A 15,642-nucleotide genomic window follows, 5' to 3' on the forward strand; every position below is an offset into this window, starting at 1 on the left:
GTTTATAAGAACAGGGTATCAGAGGGTGCGACACTCATCCTGACACTGGGGGCTAGGAGTGCATACCAAGCACTTAACGCACCATTGCCGTGCAGGCTTACATTCGAGCAGCTAAGTTAGCCATCTTAAAAATCTCTATAAGCCACTGAAATAATTATAAAGAAACAATTAAAAAAACGGTTGGCTAGATAATTGCCATTTAATTAGATATCAAGATTTTTAAAAATGCTATCGGGCAACGACGCCCCTGCTACCTCTTCTGCTAAGAAGGTGTAGCAGGGGCGTTTTTTTGCTTGGTGCTCAAGCAGCTGCAAAGACACAGAGGAGCCGCCCATGGAAACCCCATCCCAGTACTCATCCATTCGCCATCTGGTGATTATCGGAAATGGCATGGCGAGTCATCGTCTGATTGAGGCGTTGGTGAAAAAGCCTATTCGCCCACAGCACATCACGGTCATCGGTGCAGAGCCGACCCCTGCGTATAACCGTATTTTGCTCTCGCCGCTGCTCGCGGGTGAGATGCAGCCCGACGCACTGACGCTGCGCGACGCTGCGTGGTACGCAGATCAAGGCATCACACTCATACTGGGCGAAAAAGTCGACACGCTTGATCGCGCTCATCGAATGCTCACCACCGATAGCGGCCGCACGCTCACTTACGATCACGTGGCATTAGCCACCGGCTCGCGCCCGGCAATGCCCGCCATTCCAGGCATTGAGCTTGGCGGTGTGCATGGCTTTCGCGACTTACAGGACGCCGCCGCGCTTGAGGCCATTGCCCTCCAAGGAGGCAATAGCGTGGTCATCGGAGGCGGCCTATTGGGATTAGAAGCCGCCGAAGGGCTGCGTAAACGCGGCAATGATATCCATGTTAGCGTGCTCCAGCGTAGCGAGCGGCTAATGAACCGGCAGCTGGATACGACCGCCTCGCACCTGCTGCAAAACACCCTGGCTCAGCGCGGTTTGAATATCGTTACCGGCGCTCAGCTAGTACGGCTAGAAGGCGACACCCAAGGCCAAGTCACCAGCGTCCATCTTGCTGATGGCCGCAAGCTGGAAGCGACCAGCGTGATTATCGCCGCCGGCATTACACCCAATGCTGTGCTTGGCCATCACGCGGGCCTGGCAACGGAGCATGCCGTTTTAGTCGATGAATACCTCACGACCAGTGATCCAGCCATTTCAGCGCTGGGCGAGTGCTGCCAATTTAATGGCGCGACTTACGGCTTAGTGGAGCCGATTTGGCGGCAGGTAGAAGTGCTTGCCGCTACGCTATGCGGCACCGCGACGCCTGGATACATGGATGCTCCCAGCGCCACCAAACTCAAGATCAGCGGCATTACGCTTTATGCGTTTGGCCCCACACAGCCCAGCGCTGAACACGAGGTGTTGAGCTACCGCGACATCGAACGCGGCGACTATCGCCGGGTGCTGCTACGCAACGGGAAGATTGAAGGCGCGGTGCTTTACGGCGATACCGCGCTGGGCCCTTGGTACTTCGAGCAAGCACTCGCAGGCAGCAATCTTAATGACTGCCGCCAGGCGCTGCTGTTTGGCGCCGCGGATATTGAAGTGCTGCGTAGCGCGGCGCCTGAAAATTCGTTTGTCTCTTATGCAAACTCACCTCACACAACGCCGGAGGCGGCTTAGCCATGTCCGCTAAAAACGGGTCTGCTAAAAAAGGGCCTACTAAAAACGTGTCTATGCAAACAGCATCTACCCAACAGCAGCTTATTATTATTGGTAACGGCATGGTCGGCCACCACCTGGTCGAGCAGCTAGTCGAGAACGGCGCACTGGAACGCTATCAGGTCACCGTGTTTGGTGAAGAACGCCACCGCGCCTATGACCGAGTACATCTTTCTGAATACTTTAGCGGCCGCGATGCAGATGCTCTGGCGCTTTGCGAAGCGGATTACTACGCCCTTAGCAACGTGGAGCTGCGCAGCGGTGAAGCGGTGATCGAGATTAATCGCGCGGCTAATGAAGTTATTACCGACCAGGGCCGCTACCCCTACGACCGCCTCGTGCTGGCCACCGGCTCCTATCCGTTTGTACCACCGATCCCCGGTAATGATCGTGAAGGCTGCCTGGTATATCGCACGCTGGACGATCTTGATGCCATTCGCGCTGTCGCTGAAACGGCCACCACCGGTGTAGTCGTCGGGGGTGGTTTGCTGGGTTTAGAAGCAGCCAATGCCCTGCGTGGTTTGAACTTAGACACCGCAGTTATCGAGTTCGCGCCGCGCCTAATGCCGATGCAGGTGGATAACGAAGGCGGCGAGCTGCTGCGCGAAAAAATTGAAGCGCTGGGCGTACAGGTGCTCACCGAGCGCGCGACGCAGCGTATTGAAGATGGTGAGGCAAGCCGCCATCGCATGGTTTTCCAGGACGATAAGATTCTTGAAACCGACCTGATTGTCTTTTCTGCCGGCATTCGCCCTCGCGATCAGCTCGCGCGAGACTGCGGTCTGGAGATTGGCGAACGCGGCGGTATCGTGGTGGATAATCAGTGCCTCACCAGCGACCCGGCCATTCTCGCGATTGGCGAAGTGGCGCTATGGAACCAGAGTATTTTCGGCCTTGTGGCGCCCGGCTATCAAATGGCCAAAGCTGCGTTTTCAACGCTGATGGACGGCAGCACGCTCTTTGCTGGTGCCGACATGAGTACCAAGCTCAAGCTCCTGGGCGTTGATGTCGGTTCGATTGGGGACGCCCACGGCAATCAAAACCCCGGCGCTCGAATGTTCCGCTACTTGGACCCGATCAAACAGGAATACCGCAAGTTAGTGGTTTCCAGCGACGGTAAAAAACTGCTCGGCGCTATGCTGGTAGGCAACAACGGCGTTTATGACACGCTATTGCAGTATTATTCAAACGGCATTGAGCTACCTGCTGAGCCCGCCTCGCTGATTCTGCCCCAGAGCGGCGCGGCCCCTGCCCTTGGCCCCGGCGCACTGCCGGAAACGGCGATGATTTGCTCCTGCCATAACGTCAGCAAAGCCGACATTTGCGCCACCATTGACGGCGGCGCGAAGGATATTGCTGGCGTAAAAATCGCCACGAAAGCTAGCACCGGCTGTGGTGGCTGTACCGCGCTGCTCAAAAGTGTGGTCGACTATGAGCTGGAAGCACGCGGCGTCGATGTCGACAAATCGATTTGCGAACACTTCGCCCATACCCGCCAAGGGCTCTACGATATTGTCCGCGTTGAAGGCATTAAAACCTTCACTGACTTAATTGAAAAGCACGGCAACCCCGATACTCACCGCCTAGGCTGCGATATTTGCAAACCCGCCGTGGGTTCCATTCTAGCCTCCTGCTTTAACGAGCCCATCACCGATGCCGCGCATATTCCTTTGCAGGATACCAATGATACGTTCATGGCCAACATGCAAAAGAACGGCACCTACTCGGTCGTGCCCCGCGTGGCCGGTGGTGAAATCACGCCTGACAAACTGATTACCCTGGGTGAGGTCGCTAAAAAATACAGCCTCTACTCAAAAGTCACCGGGGGTCAGCGAATCGATTTGTTCGGTGCACGCTTGGAAGACCTGCCGGATATCTGGAGCGAGCTGATTGCCGCAGGTTTTGAGACTGGGCACGCCTATGGGAAATCACTGCGCACGGTAAAATCCTGCGTGGGCAGCACCTGGTGTCGCTACGGCGTGCAGGACAGCGTTGGCATGGCGATCTGGTTAGAGAATCGCTACAAAGGTCTGCGCTCTCCTCACAAGATCAAGTTTGGCGTTTCCGGCTGCACCCGCGAATGCGCTGAAGCACAGAGCAAAGATATCGGCATCATAGCCACTGAGAACGGCTGGAATCTCTACGTCTGTGGCAACGGCGGCATGCGCCCGCGCCATGCCGAACTGTTCGCCACCAACCTTGACGATGAACAGCTCTACCGCACTATCGACCGATTCTTGATGTTTTACGTACGCACCGCCGACCGGCTACAGCGCACTTCCGTGTGGCGCGAAAATTTAGATGGCGGCTTGGCGTATCTTAAAGAGGTGATTTTGGACGATAGCTTAGGCATCAACGCCGAGCTCGAACGCCAGATGAAAACGGTGGTAGATACCTATCAATGCGAATGGGCAGAGGCTATCAGCGACCCTGAAAAGCTCAAGCGTTTCCGCAGCTTCGTCAACGATGACCGCCCAGATCCATCGATCATTATGACCTCCGAGCGCGGCCAGCTACGCCCGGCGTAAGCGATTCTGTGCACTGTCCCTGACACTGAATAAAATGAGGCACTCCATGACCGCAGTTGCATTGAAAGACGAGATGGATACGGCAGGCTTCAACCACACAAAGACGTGGCAAAAAATCTGTACTAAGGCCGATCTAGTGGCCTTCTCTGGCGTTGCCGCTTGGTTTGAAACCGCAAGCGGCCCGGCCCAAGTCGCCATTTTCTATTTGCCGGTCGAACCAAACGCCACGACGCTGCCTGGCCGCCCCACTGAGCTGTACGCCCTCGACCACTTTGATCCGTTCTCCCAGGTCAATGTAATCGCCCGCGGTATCGTCGGCGATATAAAAGGCGCGGCCGTCGTCGCCTCGCCTATCTACAAGCAGCATTTTCGCTTAGCAGACGGCCAGTGCCTGGAGAACGAAAACGTCGCGCTACGCACATGGCCAATCGCTTTTAAGGGCGACGCGGTTTGGATTGAGGGGTAGCCGTGGCGTACGTTTTAAGGTGCGCGAAATGATCATCGGCACGCAGCAAGGCGTCTAATGATTTAGCTCGATCATGCTCAGCCAATAAGGTGCACAGTACTTCGGAGACGGCTAAAGCGGGGGTGAGCGTATGGAAAAAGCTGTAGCTTTCCGTAGCGCAAAAAATGGTGTGCGTGGACATTCCGACCAACGGTGAAACTTCGCTGTCGGTGATCGAAAGAATGTCCAGCCCCTTGTCTTTAGCCAGCTGCGCAAGCGCTAGCGTCTCAGCCGCATAGGGTTTGATGGAGACGACGAGCACCACGTCATCCGCCGTCGCGCGGATGAGCGCGTCTCCACCGGTTCCCGCAGGCCCATCTAGATGGACAGAACGCTCGCTTAACAGTGACATAACGTAATGGAAATGCCATGCAACGGAATGACACGAGCGCAAACCTAACACGTATACCTTCCTCGCCGACCCCAGCCGCTCGGCAACGGCTGCAAGCCGCTGCAGCGACTCAGGTTCTCTGAGCCTAGCAATCTGGGCGCTCAACCCATGCAGCATATGAGAGGCAATATCGCTTTTGGGCTGCTCGGTATCTTCGCTTTCGCGCAGACGAACCTGCGCAGCAAAGCCGTCGCTCCCCCGGCGCAGCGCCGCGGCATAATGTGCCCGAAGTTCATCGTGTCCTTGCATGCCTAAGAACTTTGCAAGCCGTGTCATCGTCGCGGGTTGCACCGCCGCATGACGCGCCAGCTCACGCATGGACACCAGGGCTACTTCGTCCGGATACTCAAGCACATAGCGAGCGGCCTGCTGGAGCTGCCCTGACATGGCATCGTACTGGGCAATAATCTGCTCTCTCACGGGGTCGCTTTGCGCCATGCGTGTTGCCTCTTATCCGGCTCGTGTCAGTGATTCATCATTCGTAGCCAAGCCGCTGGGCCATGAGGCCCTCGCCGCTGAGCAGCCCATGATTTAAACGTTACTGATCTAAAAAAACAATGATCCAAATGTTTTATTTCAAATAAAATGATCCACTTGTTGCTAACATCTATAGAGTTGTGCCAATCTTCTTACCATCTCAAGCCCACACCGGCGAGTACTCAGGACAGGGTAATAAGGAGCAGGCTCTATGACACGTATTCTTCATCGCGGCATCGGCGGAACGTTGCCTCATGCTGCGTCGGCGCAAGGCGTCTACATCACGGATACCAGCGGACGCCGCTATCTTGATGGGTCAGGGGGCGCTGCGGTCACCAGTGTCGGCCATGCTCACCCAGAAGTGTTGGCAGCTATGCGCGCGCAGATTGATCATCTTTGCTATGCGCACACGGCCTTTTTCACCACGGATGCTGCTGAAGCGCTTGCGGAGAAACTAGTCGATTTAGCGCCCGAGGGGCTGAATTATGTCTATCTGGTCTCAGGGGGTTCAGAGGCGGTTGAAGCCGCTTTGAAGATGGCGCGGCAATACTTTGTAGAAATTGGCGCTCCCCAGCGGCGTCATATCATCGCCAGGCGCCAGAGCTATCACGGCAATACTATTGGTGCTTTAGCCACGGGCGGCAACGCGATGCGCCGCCAACAGTTTCAGCCCATCCTGCCAGAAACTCATCACGTCTCGCCCTGCTATGCTTATCGCGATAAGGGCATTGATGAGTCATCCGAAGCTTACGCCGCTCGGCTTGCAGACGAACTCGAAGCCAAGATTCTGGCACTTGGCCCTGAGGAAGTCATGGCCTTCGTTGCCGAGCCCGTGGTGGGTGCTACGCTGGGTGCGGTCGGCTCGGTTGCTGATTACTTTAAGCACGTTCGCGCCATTTGCGATAAGTACGGCGTCCTGCTGATTCTTGATGAAGTCATGTGCGGCATGGGGCGTACCGGCACCGTGTTTGCCTGCGAACAAGACGGCGTCATACCGGATATCGTCACCATCGCCAAAGGCCTGGGGGGAGGCTATCAGCCCATCGGCGCGGTGATGCTGTCAGATAAAATCTACGCAAGCTTTGTCAACGGTTCCGGCCAGTTTCAGCACGGGCATACGTACATTGGCCACCCCGTTGCGGCTGCCGCTGCCAATAAAGTGGTTGAGATCATTGCCCGGCCAGAGACACTGGCTAATGTTAATACCATGGGCGCGAGGTTGCAGAGCGGACTTGAGACGGCTCTCGCGGCCTCCCCCCACGTGGGCGATATACGCGGCAGAGGCTTGTTTCGCGGTATCGAAATAGTCGCCGACCGAGAGCATAAAACACCTTTCGATCCGACTAAAAAGATTCATGCCAAGATCAAACGCCAGGCCATGGCACGGGGCCTTATCAGCTATCCAATGGGCGGTACCATTGATGGCACTTATGGTGACCATATTTTATTGGCGCCGCCATATATTATTGAGCCCAGCGATATCGACCTAATCATTGAACGCATTGCCGATGCTATCAACGCCGCGATCGCAGAATAACGGCGATAACGCACTACTTGAACGGAGCCTCTCATGACGCCATCCCCCTGCCCACCTATTGCTGACGCTGACTGGCCGAGCGACATTGCCGATCAACGCGAAGGTTTTGCCGGTGCACTGAATGTTTATCGCACCATGGCTCACCACCCGGCCCTACTTAAGGCGTGGGCACCGCTGCGCCAGCATGTAGTGAAAGAAAATGCGCTAGGGCCCGAGCTCACCGAAGTGGTGATTTTGCGCGCGGGCCTGCGTATGGAGGCGGCCTATGAATGGGCGCATCACGTCAGCCGAGCGCTCGCGCTGGGTTTCTCGGAGGCGCGGATCACGGCCATTCGAGGGACCCCAGAAGGCGTTGACGGTCTTATCGTTCAAGCCGTGGATGCGCTATTTGACGCACGCATGCTAGCGCCGGAGCAGGAGTCCGCACTAGCGGCAGCCATTGGACGTAAGGCAGTGATCGATCTAATTGCGATGGTGGGTTTCTATTCGGTGCTGGGCTATCTGCTCAAGACCTACGACACACCCCTTGATACCAATATTCAACAGGAAGCAGAGCAAAGACCCGCGTTATTTTCGATAACCCCAACTGCCGACCCTCTATAATGTGAGAAGATTATTAAAACAGTATCGCCGCCTATATATTCACGTAAAAGCCTTTGCTCAATCAGAAGGGGGCTTCTCATTTATCTCACTTTATGACTAGCTAATTGAGCGCTTATAAACCTCACAATCAAGCCACCGCCCCGCCACCAATGAGTGCGCTGCCAGCGTTTCCGCCTTTTCAAACCCTACTTTTTCCAATACGCGAACAGAAGCGTGGTTGTCTAATGACACTATCGCTTTAAGGGTATGCAGCCGATAAACGCAGCGTGCGTCACGCATCAATTGGTGCAGTGCACGCTGGGCGATACCTTGCCCGCAGGCCTGCTCTGCGATGCGATAGCCGACCTTGCCGTGGCCATCGCGCATATCACGCAGATTGGCGCGCCCAACTATTGCGCCTTTATCACGAATAATCAGCGGGTTCATGCGCCGCTGGGCATTTAGCGCTAGGCACTCAACAATATGCTGTGCAATACCTTCCGAGGTGTAAAAGTGCTTAGGACGCGCTTCAATGTATTGCTCGAACCATTCACGCTCTTGCGTTTCTAAGCTCAACAGTTCGGTGGCATCTTCTGGCGTTAGTAGCGTGAAGGTCAGATCCTTGGCATGGCGCATAAAGACATCTCTTCCTAGGGTGCTAAGTCAACAAACTAATGTTTAAGACAAAAAATGGCTGACATTACAACCATTGATGTTGCTATTCTGACAGCCTATTTGTTAGGTAAGCATTGGAGCAAAAAAGTTCGTGAAGACAGAATCAAGTACGTTAGCGTTCTCTGCCTTTATGGCACTACTGATCGGCTGTGCTGGCATTACCGCCACGCTGGCGTCTAACTCTCAGGCGATCTTGCTGGATGGGTTGTTCAACCTTATCTATTTCAGCGTAGCACTGGTAACGATTAAGGTAAGCAAGCTGGCGAGTCGTCCCGATAGTGAATCCTATCCGTTCGGGTATAACTATTTTGAGTCGCTGGTAAATCTATGCAAAGGACTGCTGATTTTAGGCGTGTCTATTTTTGCCTTGGTGGATGCTGTCGCTGCACTACTTACCGGTGGGCGTGAAATATCGGCGGGAATCGCCGTCCTGTATGCGCTCTTTGCCACCGCCGCCTGCTCGCTAACCGCCTGGGTGATGCATCGCAGCCAGCGTCATGTTAATAGCCCGCTGGTTAGCGCCGACAAGCTCAACTGGATGGTGAATAGCTTAATCTCTGCCGCGATCTTGATGGCGTTTTGCCTCGTGGTGCTGTTTGAGCAGATGGGCTGGTACACCGTGCTGCCCTATGTGGATTCAGTGTTGGTGATTGCCGTCATTATTCTGTGCTTAGGTGTGCCGGTACGGATGGCTTCTCAAGCATTAAGAGAATTACTCAACAAAACGCCTGAAGAAGCTATTGCAGAGCCTGTACGCCAAGCCGTAGCGCGTGGCCTCGTTGACATTGATACCGTAGAGGTGCGCGTGCGCATGGTGCGCCCCGGCCGCATGCTGTATGTCATGGTGCACGTAGTGCTGCCCGAAACAGCCGATATTTCAATCGCACGCCAAGACGAGCTGCGCGGCCGTATTGATAACGAAGTACGCCGTTATTACGCGCCGGTGGTATGCGATGTCGTGTTTACCGCCGATACCCGTTGGGCAGCCCCCTCTTGTGGGCTATTGGTCAAAACGGACGTTTAAGTATCGATGACGCGCTAGCTACTAACAAGCCAATGGTGACGACGACACCGCCAACCAATGCGAGCCCAAACAGCGTTAACGCGAGCGTATGGCCCACCGCATCAATCAGCATTCCCGTACTTATCACGGGAATGCTAAAACCCATGTAAGCCATCAGAAAATAGCCCGCGCTAGCTTGGGTAGACAACACACCGGCAATAGCCAGCACGCCGCTTAATCCCCCAAGATAAATAAATCCATAGCATGCGCTGCTAGCAGCAACCGTGCCGAGCAGCACTACGAAGAGATAACCTTGAATCGCACCCCAAGCAATCAAGCTATAGGCCAGCGGTAGAATAATCAGCCCCAATACGGTTGCGGTACGGGGTGCCAGTTTTCTCGCCCAAGGTTGAAAAAGCACGCCGTAGCTGCAAATGCCAAAGGTGGCAAATCCACTCCAGGCAGATAAGCCGTGTTTCTGCAATGTTGATGGCAATATTGCGATCACCAAACCTACTGTTGCCCAGGCTAGTAAAATCGCTAGCCCATACGCCAATGTTCCCGGCGGATAGCTGGGAAGGCGCAACATGGCGTTGTTAACCGCCTTTGGCGCGTGATCATCGAGCGTGATAATCATCAGCAACGCCAGCGAGGCCGCCGCCAAGTAAAGCCATAGGCTTGGCGGCGATACGCTAGGCGCGTGGAAGATAAACAGGCTGGTAACGGCAGCTCCCAACCCAAACCCAAGCGCAGTACTGGCCGTCACGTAGCTCGTGGCATCGCTCTTTTGATCTTCAAAAAGCATTTGCATGTAAGCGGGCGCTACCGCTGACGTTAGCCCCATGCCGACACCCAGTAAAAAGCGAGCAATGCCCAACCCTAATAAACTAGGCGCCATCAGAGTAATAGCGGTTGCGAGCAGGCTTAGCAGCAAGGCAACTACGATTAATGGCTTGCGCCCCACTCGGCCTGCCAAACCATTTAAACCGAGCAATACCGGCACAATGCCCGCCACGTAACAAGCAAAGGCAATTGTCGTAGCTCCGACGCCCAAGCCATCGCGAGCCGCTAGCGCATCATAAAGGGGGGCCTGTAAATTAACCCCGGCAGTTATCATACACAGCGCAAACGCTAAGCGGATGGCGTTACATCGTTTCATGAGCGGTTCCTAACGGATCATTTTGTGAACCGCTAAGCTCGCATTTTTACCAACGCCGGGTAAGGTACACTTAAGCACCACTATCCAAACACTGTTCCGCTCTTTTAAATAACAGTTTAAAGAACCGTTTCTAAGAACCGTTGAAAGCCACAGGACCACTCATGGAACTATCCATCAATCGGCATGCCGGTACGCCCATTGCGCAGCAGGTCGAAGCGAGCATTCGAGATTGGATTGAAACGCAGGGTTCGGGAGGTGGCCGTCGTTTACCTTCTATTCGCCGTTTAGCGGCCACGCATAACATTAGCCGTAATGCGGTAATCGAAGCCTATGAACGTTTGGTTGCAGCTGGATTGGTGTGCTCCCGACGCGGTTCAGGATTTTATGTCGCGGATAGCGCTGCATCGTTAGTCTCACAACCATCCATTAATGGCGCATTGGAAGAGGTCACAAACGGCTTGTGGGGGCTTTTCAATGCCAATGAGCACACGCTCAAGTTAGGCTGTGGCTGGCTGCCTAGCCATTGGCGAGAAGGAGACGACCTAACCCACGCTATTCGCCACGTAGCACGCAACAGTCGCGCAGGAATTTTCGAATACAGTACGCCTCAAGGGCCCCTAGCACTGCGCGAGTTGATTCAAGAGCGTTTGCGTATGCTCGCCGTGGGTGTGGACTCACAGCAGATCGTGATGACCGGCGGAGGTAGCCACTCGCTCGACCTGATAATAAGGATGCTTTTGGAGCCCGGTGACGTGATGTTTGTAGAGTCGCCAGGCTATTATAATCTGTGTGGGCTGCTGCACTTGCAGCGCATTCGCGTCATAGGCGTGCCTCGCCTTGCCGACGGACCCGATATCAAACGCTTTGAGCAATTGTTAGCAGAGCATCACCCTAAACTTTTCTACATCAACAGCGTGTTTCATAACCCTACCGGCAGCACCCTAACGCCCGCCATTGCGCATCGGGTATTACAGCTGGCGGAACAGCACGATTTTCAAATTATCGAAGACGATATCTACGCGGATTTCCAGCATACACCCACCTCGCGCTTAGCAGCGTTAGACGGTTTAAATCGGGTTTTCTACCTTGGCAGCTTTTCGAAAAGTCTTTCTTCTTCGTTACGAGTAGGCTTTATCGCTTCCCCGCCGACGCTGATACAGCGCTTAGTGGATATCAAGATGTTGACCAGTATTTCCGCATCACGCTTTGCCGAACAGGTCGTCATTACCATGCTGCAAAACGGTAGCTACCGGAAGCTCACCGAACGGCTAAGAACCAAGCTATCCAATCAAATGGCGATAGCGCTCACCATGCTCAAAAAAGCTGATTGGGAAATTTATACCGAGCCCGCGGGAGGAATGTTTATTTGGGCGAGGCCACCCTCGAACACCTCGCCCGAAACGCTGATTAAACTGGCTAATCGGTGGGAAATCACGCTATCGCCGGGGCATTTATTCTTTGCTGATCACCAGCTGACACCATGGTTACGACTTAACGTTGCCTACATGCAAGACCCAAGAGCGAGAGCGTTTATTGAAGCGATGAGCTAACAACGCCCTGCTAAGAGAGTCATCTAAAATAGATTATTAGCGCGATTACCTCACCTGCTAGCGAAGCGATTAACTCGCTAACGCATTGAGTTCGTCATACAGCGCTTTGGGGAACGTGACACCATTAGCATGGCTTCTTTCCCGAGCTTCGAAACGCCGTTGCGAAGGCAAGCGTGCGCCTTGGCCAAGAATACTGTCGAAAAGCACTTCGGCATGTTTGAGATGGCCTTCGGCTTGGCGACCGAGAAAAGCCTCAGGCGACATCGCAATAATTAGCTCGCCATGAAAGGGCTTACCGGTTTTCTCGGCATTCGCCGCTTGGGTTTCATGGCCCAGCAAATCGCCGATTAGCGGGCCAGCTAACAGCTCCACCATAGTGGAAAGAGCAGACCCTTTATAGCTTCCAAAGGGCAGCATGGCTCCCGCTAGTGCGGCCACCGGGTCGGTAGTGGCATTGCCTTCATCATCAATCGCCCACCCGCAGGGAATCGACTTACCAGCGCGCCGATGAAGCTCTATCTCGCCGCGAGCGACCACACTGGTGGCAAAATCAAACGTATAGGGCGCTCCACCTGGGCGCGGCCAGGAAAACGCGATTGGGTTGGTGCCTAAAAGAGGCAAAGTCCCGCCCGCAGGTGCAACAAAGGCATGGCTCGGCGTCATTGCCAACGCCACTAGCCCTTCTGCAGAAAGTGCTTCAACTTCAGACCACAGCGCCGAAAAATGAAAGCTGTTATTAATCGCGAGAGCTGCAATCCCATTCGCTTTAGCTTTTTCTATCAGCATCGGCTTACCAAGTTCAAACGATAGCAGTGAACAGCCTTTATTCGCATTGACCTTAACGACACTTGCAGCCTGATCCGTAATACTTGGCTCTGCGTGGGTATCAACACCGTCGTTAAGAGCGGTCTGAACACATCCAATCAATCGATATAAACCATGCGAGTGGCACTCATCGCGCTGTGCCGCCAAGACGCTTTTGGTAATCGCATCGGCATGGGGCTGACTAAAACCGTTATGAGTGAGCACCTTGTTACTCAGTGCTTCGGCTTCTTTTAGTGAAATAGTAATATCACTGCTCATAGCATCACCTAACCATTTATCTTTATTGGTATTTTTTATCAAGCACTAAAAAAGCAGGCACCCAGTACCTGCTTTCTATTTATCTATCGTTCGAACATTTTTACAGTTCGCGCTTACCGTCGACTAAGCGTGTAGCGCTCAGAGGATTACCATCTTTCAGCGCCTCAGGTAGCAGCCCTGCTGGCAATGACTGGTAGCAAACGGGGCGTAGGAAACGGTGGATAGCCGCCGTGCCTACTGACGTAGTGCGGGAATCAGACGTTGCCGGGAACGGCCCGCCATGTACCATGGCATGGCACACTTCAACACCTGTTGGCCAGCCATTAGCCAGAATACGGCCAGCCTTGCGCTCAAGCGTGGGTAGCAGCGCTTTGGCGGCATCCAGGTCTGCGTCATCCATATGCAGTGTTACCGTTAGCTGACCTTCAAGCTGTTCAGCCACACGTTTCACTTCGGCTTCATCAGCGCATTCGATCACTAAAGAGCTGGCCCCAAACACTTCAGCCTGAAGCGCTTCGGAAGCAAGGAAGTCACTCGCTGCCGCGGCAAACAGACCTGTCTGGCACTGGTAATCGCCACCGGCTTTACCGCGAGCCACTTCACGCACTTTATCCGCACTGCTCAAGCTAGCAACACCCTCTTGATAAGCGCTGTGAATGCCTGGGGTGAGCATGGCCTGTGCGCCGCTGACTTCAACGGCGCCTTTCGCAGCTTCAATGAAAGCGTCCAGCTCAGGGCCTTTCACCGCGATGACAAGGCCGGGGCTAGTACAGAACTGGCCGGCACCCATATTGAGCGAACCAATAAATGCCTCACCTAACGCCTTGCCTCGCGCTTTCAGCGCCGCGGGCAATAAGAACACAGGGTTAATGCTGCTCATCTCGGCATAAACCGGAATCGGCTGCGGCCGTGCCTGGGCTGTTTTCATCAGCGCCGTACCGCCGCTACGTGAACCGGTGAAACCCACCGCCTGAATGCGCGGATCGTCGACCAGCGCCTGACCGATTTCTCGACCGGAGCCGAATAGCAGTGAAAAGACACCTTCGGGTAAGCCACAGGCTTTAACGGCTTTTTGAATCGCCCGCCCAACCAGCTCAGAGGTACCTGGATGCGCAGAGTGACCTTTTACAACCACTGGGCAGCCCGCCGCTAGTGCAGATGCCGTGTCGCCACCGGCAACCGAAAATGCAAGCGGGAAGTTGCTGGCCCCAAACACAGCCACTGGGCCTAGTGCGATATGGCGCTGGCGCAAGTCAGCGCGCGGAAGCGGCTGGCGATCCGGCATGGCAGGATCAATTCGCACATCCAACCACTCTCCTGCGCGTACAACGGAGGCGAATAAACGTAGTTGGCCGCAGGTTCTGCCACGCTCACCCTCAAGACGCGCATGGGGAAGACCAGATTCCGCCATCGCACGCTCAATTAATTCGCTGCCAATAGCTTCAATTTCACGAGCGATGGTTTCAAGAAACGTAGCGCGCTCTTCATGCGACGTTTCTCGATAGGTGTTATACGCTGCTTCGGCCAGCTCGCAAGCTTGCTCAACGTGGGCTCGACTTCCGCCTGCATATACTGGCTTTAAAGTTTCGCCGGTTGCGGGATTAACCGCTTGGATATTGGCCTGTGTACCGGTTACTGATTTTTGGCCAATTAGCATTTCGCCTTGAATCGTCATGCGTTGCTCCTAATATGGTTCAGTGATATCACTGGTCGCGATATTTTGCGTACATGTTGCGCGCCCGGTTAAGGTGCTGAAACATCGTTTCTCGGGCGGCTTGGGCATCGCGGTAAAGAATGGCTTCAATAATGGACGTGTGCTCTTCCTGAACTCTTTCCAAGTAAAGTTCGGAAGAGATCGGGTTAATATCGGTACTCAGCAGCTTGGCGCGAGGGATAACGCTCTGGCTCCACTGCTTATAAAAAGATTGGAAAAATGGATTTTTAGTTGCCGTCGCGATGGCAAAGTGAAAAAGATAATCCTCTTCCCGCGCCTGGCTTTTCTGGGCAAAGGCATTGCTAAATGCTAAATGCTGGGTCTCTAATCGCTGACGGTCTTCGTCATCATGGCGTAAAGCTGCCAGCTCAGCTGCTGCAGGCTCTAGCGTCAAACGCAACTCCAGAAGATGTAAAATATCTTCCACCGTAGTCGGATTGATCCGCTCAGCAGGCCTTGCTTCTAAAATAGAAGAACGCAGCACAGTAGTACCTACGCCACGCCGTGTTGCTACTAGCCCAAGGGATTTAAGATGAGTAATTGCCTCACGGATGACAGTGCGACTCACCCCAAAGGAATCACAAAGGCTATTCTCTGTCGGTAGCTTTTCCCCCACGCTGACTTTACCTTGGGTGATCAACGCTTCCAACTGATCGGCCACGTGAACGGACAAGCTTCCCTGCTGCATCACTTTATTCACTTGAAGCGGTTTTAGGGCAGATGTCGTTGCGTTTTGCTTGGCCATGAAA

At 54.2% G+C, this 15,642-nt stretch carries 13 protein-coding genes; 7 read left to right on the top strand and 6 right to left on the bottom strand.

Features of this window, described 5'->3' with window-relative positions; translation table 11 throughout:
- Positions 1-333 precede the first annotated feature (333 nt).
- Genes ACTH5D_RS13915 through nirD form a run of 3 tightly spaced genes read left to right on the top strand, consistent with a single transcriptional unit; the run spans position 334 to position 4,683 of the window.
- Positions 334-1,650, top strand: coding sequence for an NAD(P)/FAD-dependent oxidoreductase (locus ACTH5D_RS13915; protein WP_441672239.1), 1,317 nt, complete (start codon positions 334-336; stop codon positions 1,648-1,650).
- A gap of 53 nt (positions 1,651-1,703) precedes the next feature.
- Positions 1,704-4,217, top strand: coding sequence for a nitrite reductase large subunit NirB (gene nirB, locus ACTH5D_RS13920; RefSeq protein WP_441672262.1), 2,514 nt, complete (start codon positions 1,704-1,706; stop codon positions 4,215-4,217).
- A 46-nt stretch (positions 4,218-4,263) separates the two neighbouring features.
- Entirely contained in the window at positions 4,264-4,683 is a 420-nt protein-coding gene (gene nirD, locus ACTH5D_RS13925; RefSeq protein ID WP_441672241.1) for a nitrite reductase small subunit NirD, read from the top strand.
- On the opposite strand, the gene ACTH5D_RS13930 is transcribed toward nirD, so the two are convergent.
- Positions 4,652-5,551 (bottom strand): MurR/RpiR family transcriptional regulator, encoded by a 900-nt coding sequence (locus ACTH5D_RS13930; protein WP_441672243.1) that lies wholly within the window; start codon positions 5,549-5,551, stop codon positions 4,652-4,654. The two genes, nirD and ACTH5D_RS13930, sit on opposite strands and share 32 nt — an antisense overlap.
- Before the next feature lie 250 nt (positions 5,552-5,801).
- Here ACTH5D_RS13930 and ACTH5D_RS13935 point away from each other — a divergent pair, with 250 nt between their 5' ends.
- Entirely contained in the window at positions 5,802-7,127 is a 1,326-nt protein-coding gene (locus tag ACTH5D_RS13935; protein WP_441672245.1) for an aspartate aminotransferase family protein, read from the top strand.
- Between the two features lie 33 nt (positions 7,128-7,160).
- On the top strand, positions 7,161-7,730 hold the full coding sequence (locus ACTH5D_RS13940) for a carboxymuconolactone decarboxylase family protein (protein ID WP_441672247.1): 570 nt from the start codon (positions 7,161-7,163) through the stop codon (positions 7,728-7,730).
- A gap of 96 nt (positions 7,731-7,826) precedes the next feature.
- Here the strand turns inward: ACTH5D_RS13940 and ACTH5D_RS13945 are convergent, their stop codons facing one another.
- Positions 7,827-8,345 (bottom strand): GNAT family N-acetyltransferase, encoded by a 519-nt coding sequence (locus ACTH5D_RS13945; RefSeq protein WP_441672250.1) that lies wholly within the window; start codon positions 8,343-8,345, stop codon positions 7,827-7,829.
- A 130-nt stretch (positions 8,346-8,475) separates the two neighbouring features.
- On the opposite strand from ACTH5D_RS13945, the gene ACTH5D_RS13950 reads away from it, so the two are divergent.
- Complete coding sequence (locus tag ACTH5D_RS13950; RefSeq protein ID WP_441672252.1) at positions 8,476-9,408, top strand: cation diffusion facilitator family transporter; 933 nt, start codon at positions 8,476-8,478, stop codon at positions 9,406-9,408.
- On the opposite strand, the gene ACTH5D_RS13955 is transcribed toward ACTH5D_RS13950, so the two are convergent.
- Positions 9,392-10,546: an MFS transporter gene (locus tag ACTH5D_RS13955; RefSeq protein WP_441672254.1), complete on the bottom strand. Its 1,155-nt coding sequence runs from the start codon at positions 10,544-10,546 to the stop codon at positions 9,392-9,394. The two genes, ACTH5D_RS13950 and ACTH5D_RS13955, sit on opposite strands and share 17 nt — an antisense overlap.
- 161 nt (positions 10,547-10,707) lie before the next feature.
- Here ACTH5D_RS13955 and ACTH5D_RS13960 point away from each other — a divergent pair, with 161 nt between their 5' ends.
- Entirely contained in the window at positions 10,708-12,096 is a 1,389-nt protein-coding gene (locus ACTH5D_RS13960) for an aminotransferase-like domain-containing protein (protein WP_441672256.1), read from the top strand.
- 69 nt (positions 12,097-12,165) lie between these two features.
- Here ACTH5D_RS13960 and ACTH5D_RS13965 read toward each other — a convergent pair whose 3' ends face one another.
- The 3 genes from ACTH5D_RS13965 to ACTH5D_RS13975 all read right to left on the bottom strand — a co-directional run bounded on the left by ACTH5D_RS13965 (position 12,166) and on the right by ACTH5D_RS13975 (position 15,638).
- On the bottom strand, positions 12,166-13,179 hold the full coding sequence (locus tag ACTH5D_RS13965) for an Ldh family oxidoreductase (RefSeq protein ID WP_441672258.1): 1,014 nt from the start codon (positions 13,177-13,179) through the stop codon (positions 12,166-12,168).
- Positions 13,180-13,279: 100 nt separating this feature from the next.
- The gene (locus ACTH5D_RS13970; protein ID WP_441672260.1) at positions 13,280-14,854 is read right to left on the bottom strand and encodes an aldehyde dehydrogenase (NADP(+)); all 1,575 of its coding nucleotides are present in this window, start codon (positions 14,852-14,854) and stop codon (positions 13,280-13,282) included.
- A gap of 28 nt (positions 14,855-14,882) precedes the next feature.
- Entirely contained in the window at positions 14,883-15,638 is a 756-nt protein-coding gene (locus ACTH5D_RS13975; protein ID WP_441672264.1) for a FadR/GntR family transcriptional regulator, read from the bottom strand.
- Positions 15,639-15,642: the final 4 nt, after the last annotated feature.

This window comes from Halomonas sp., assembly GCF_052095695.1.
In the GTDB taxonomy this organism is placed as follows: domain Bacteria; phylum Pseudomonadota; class Gammaproteobacteria; order Pseudomonadales; family Halomonadaceae; genus Vreelandella.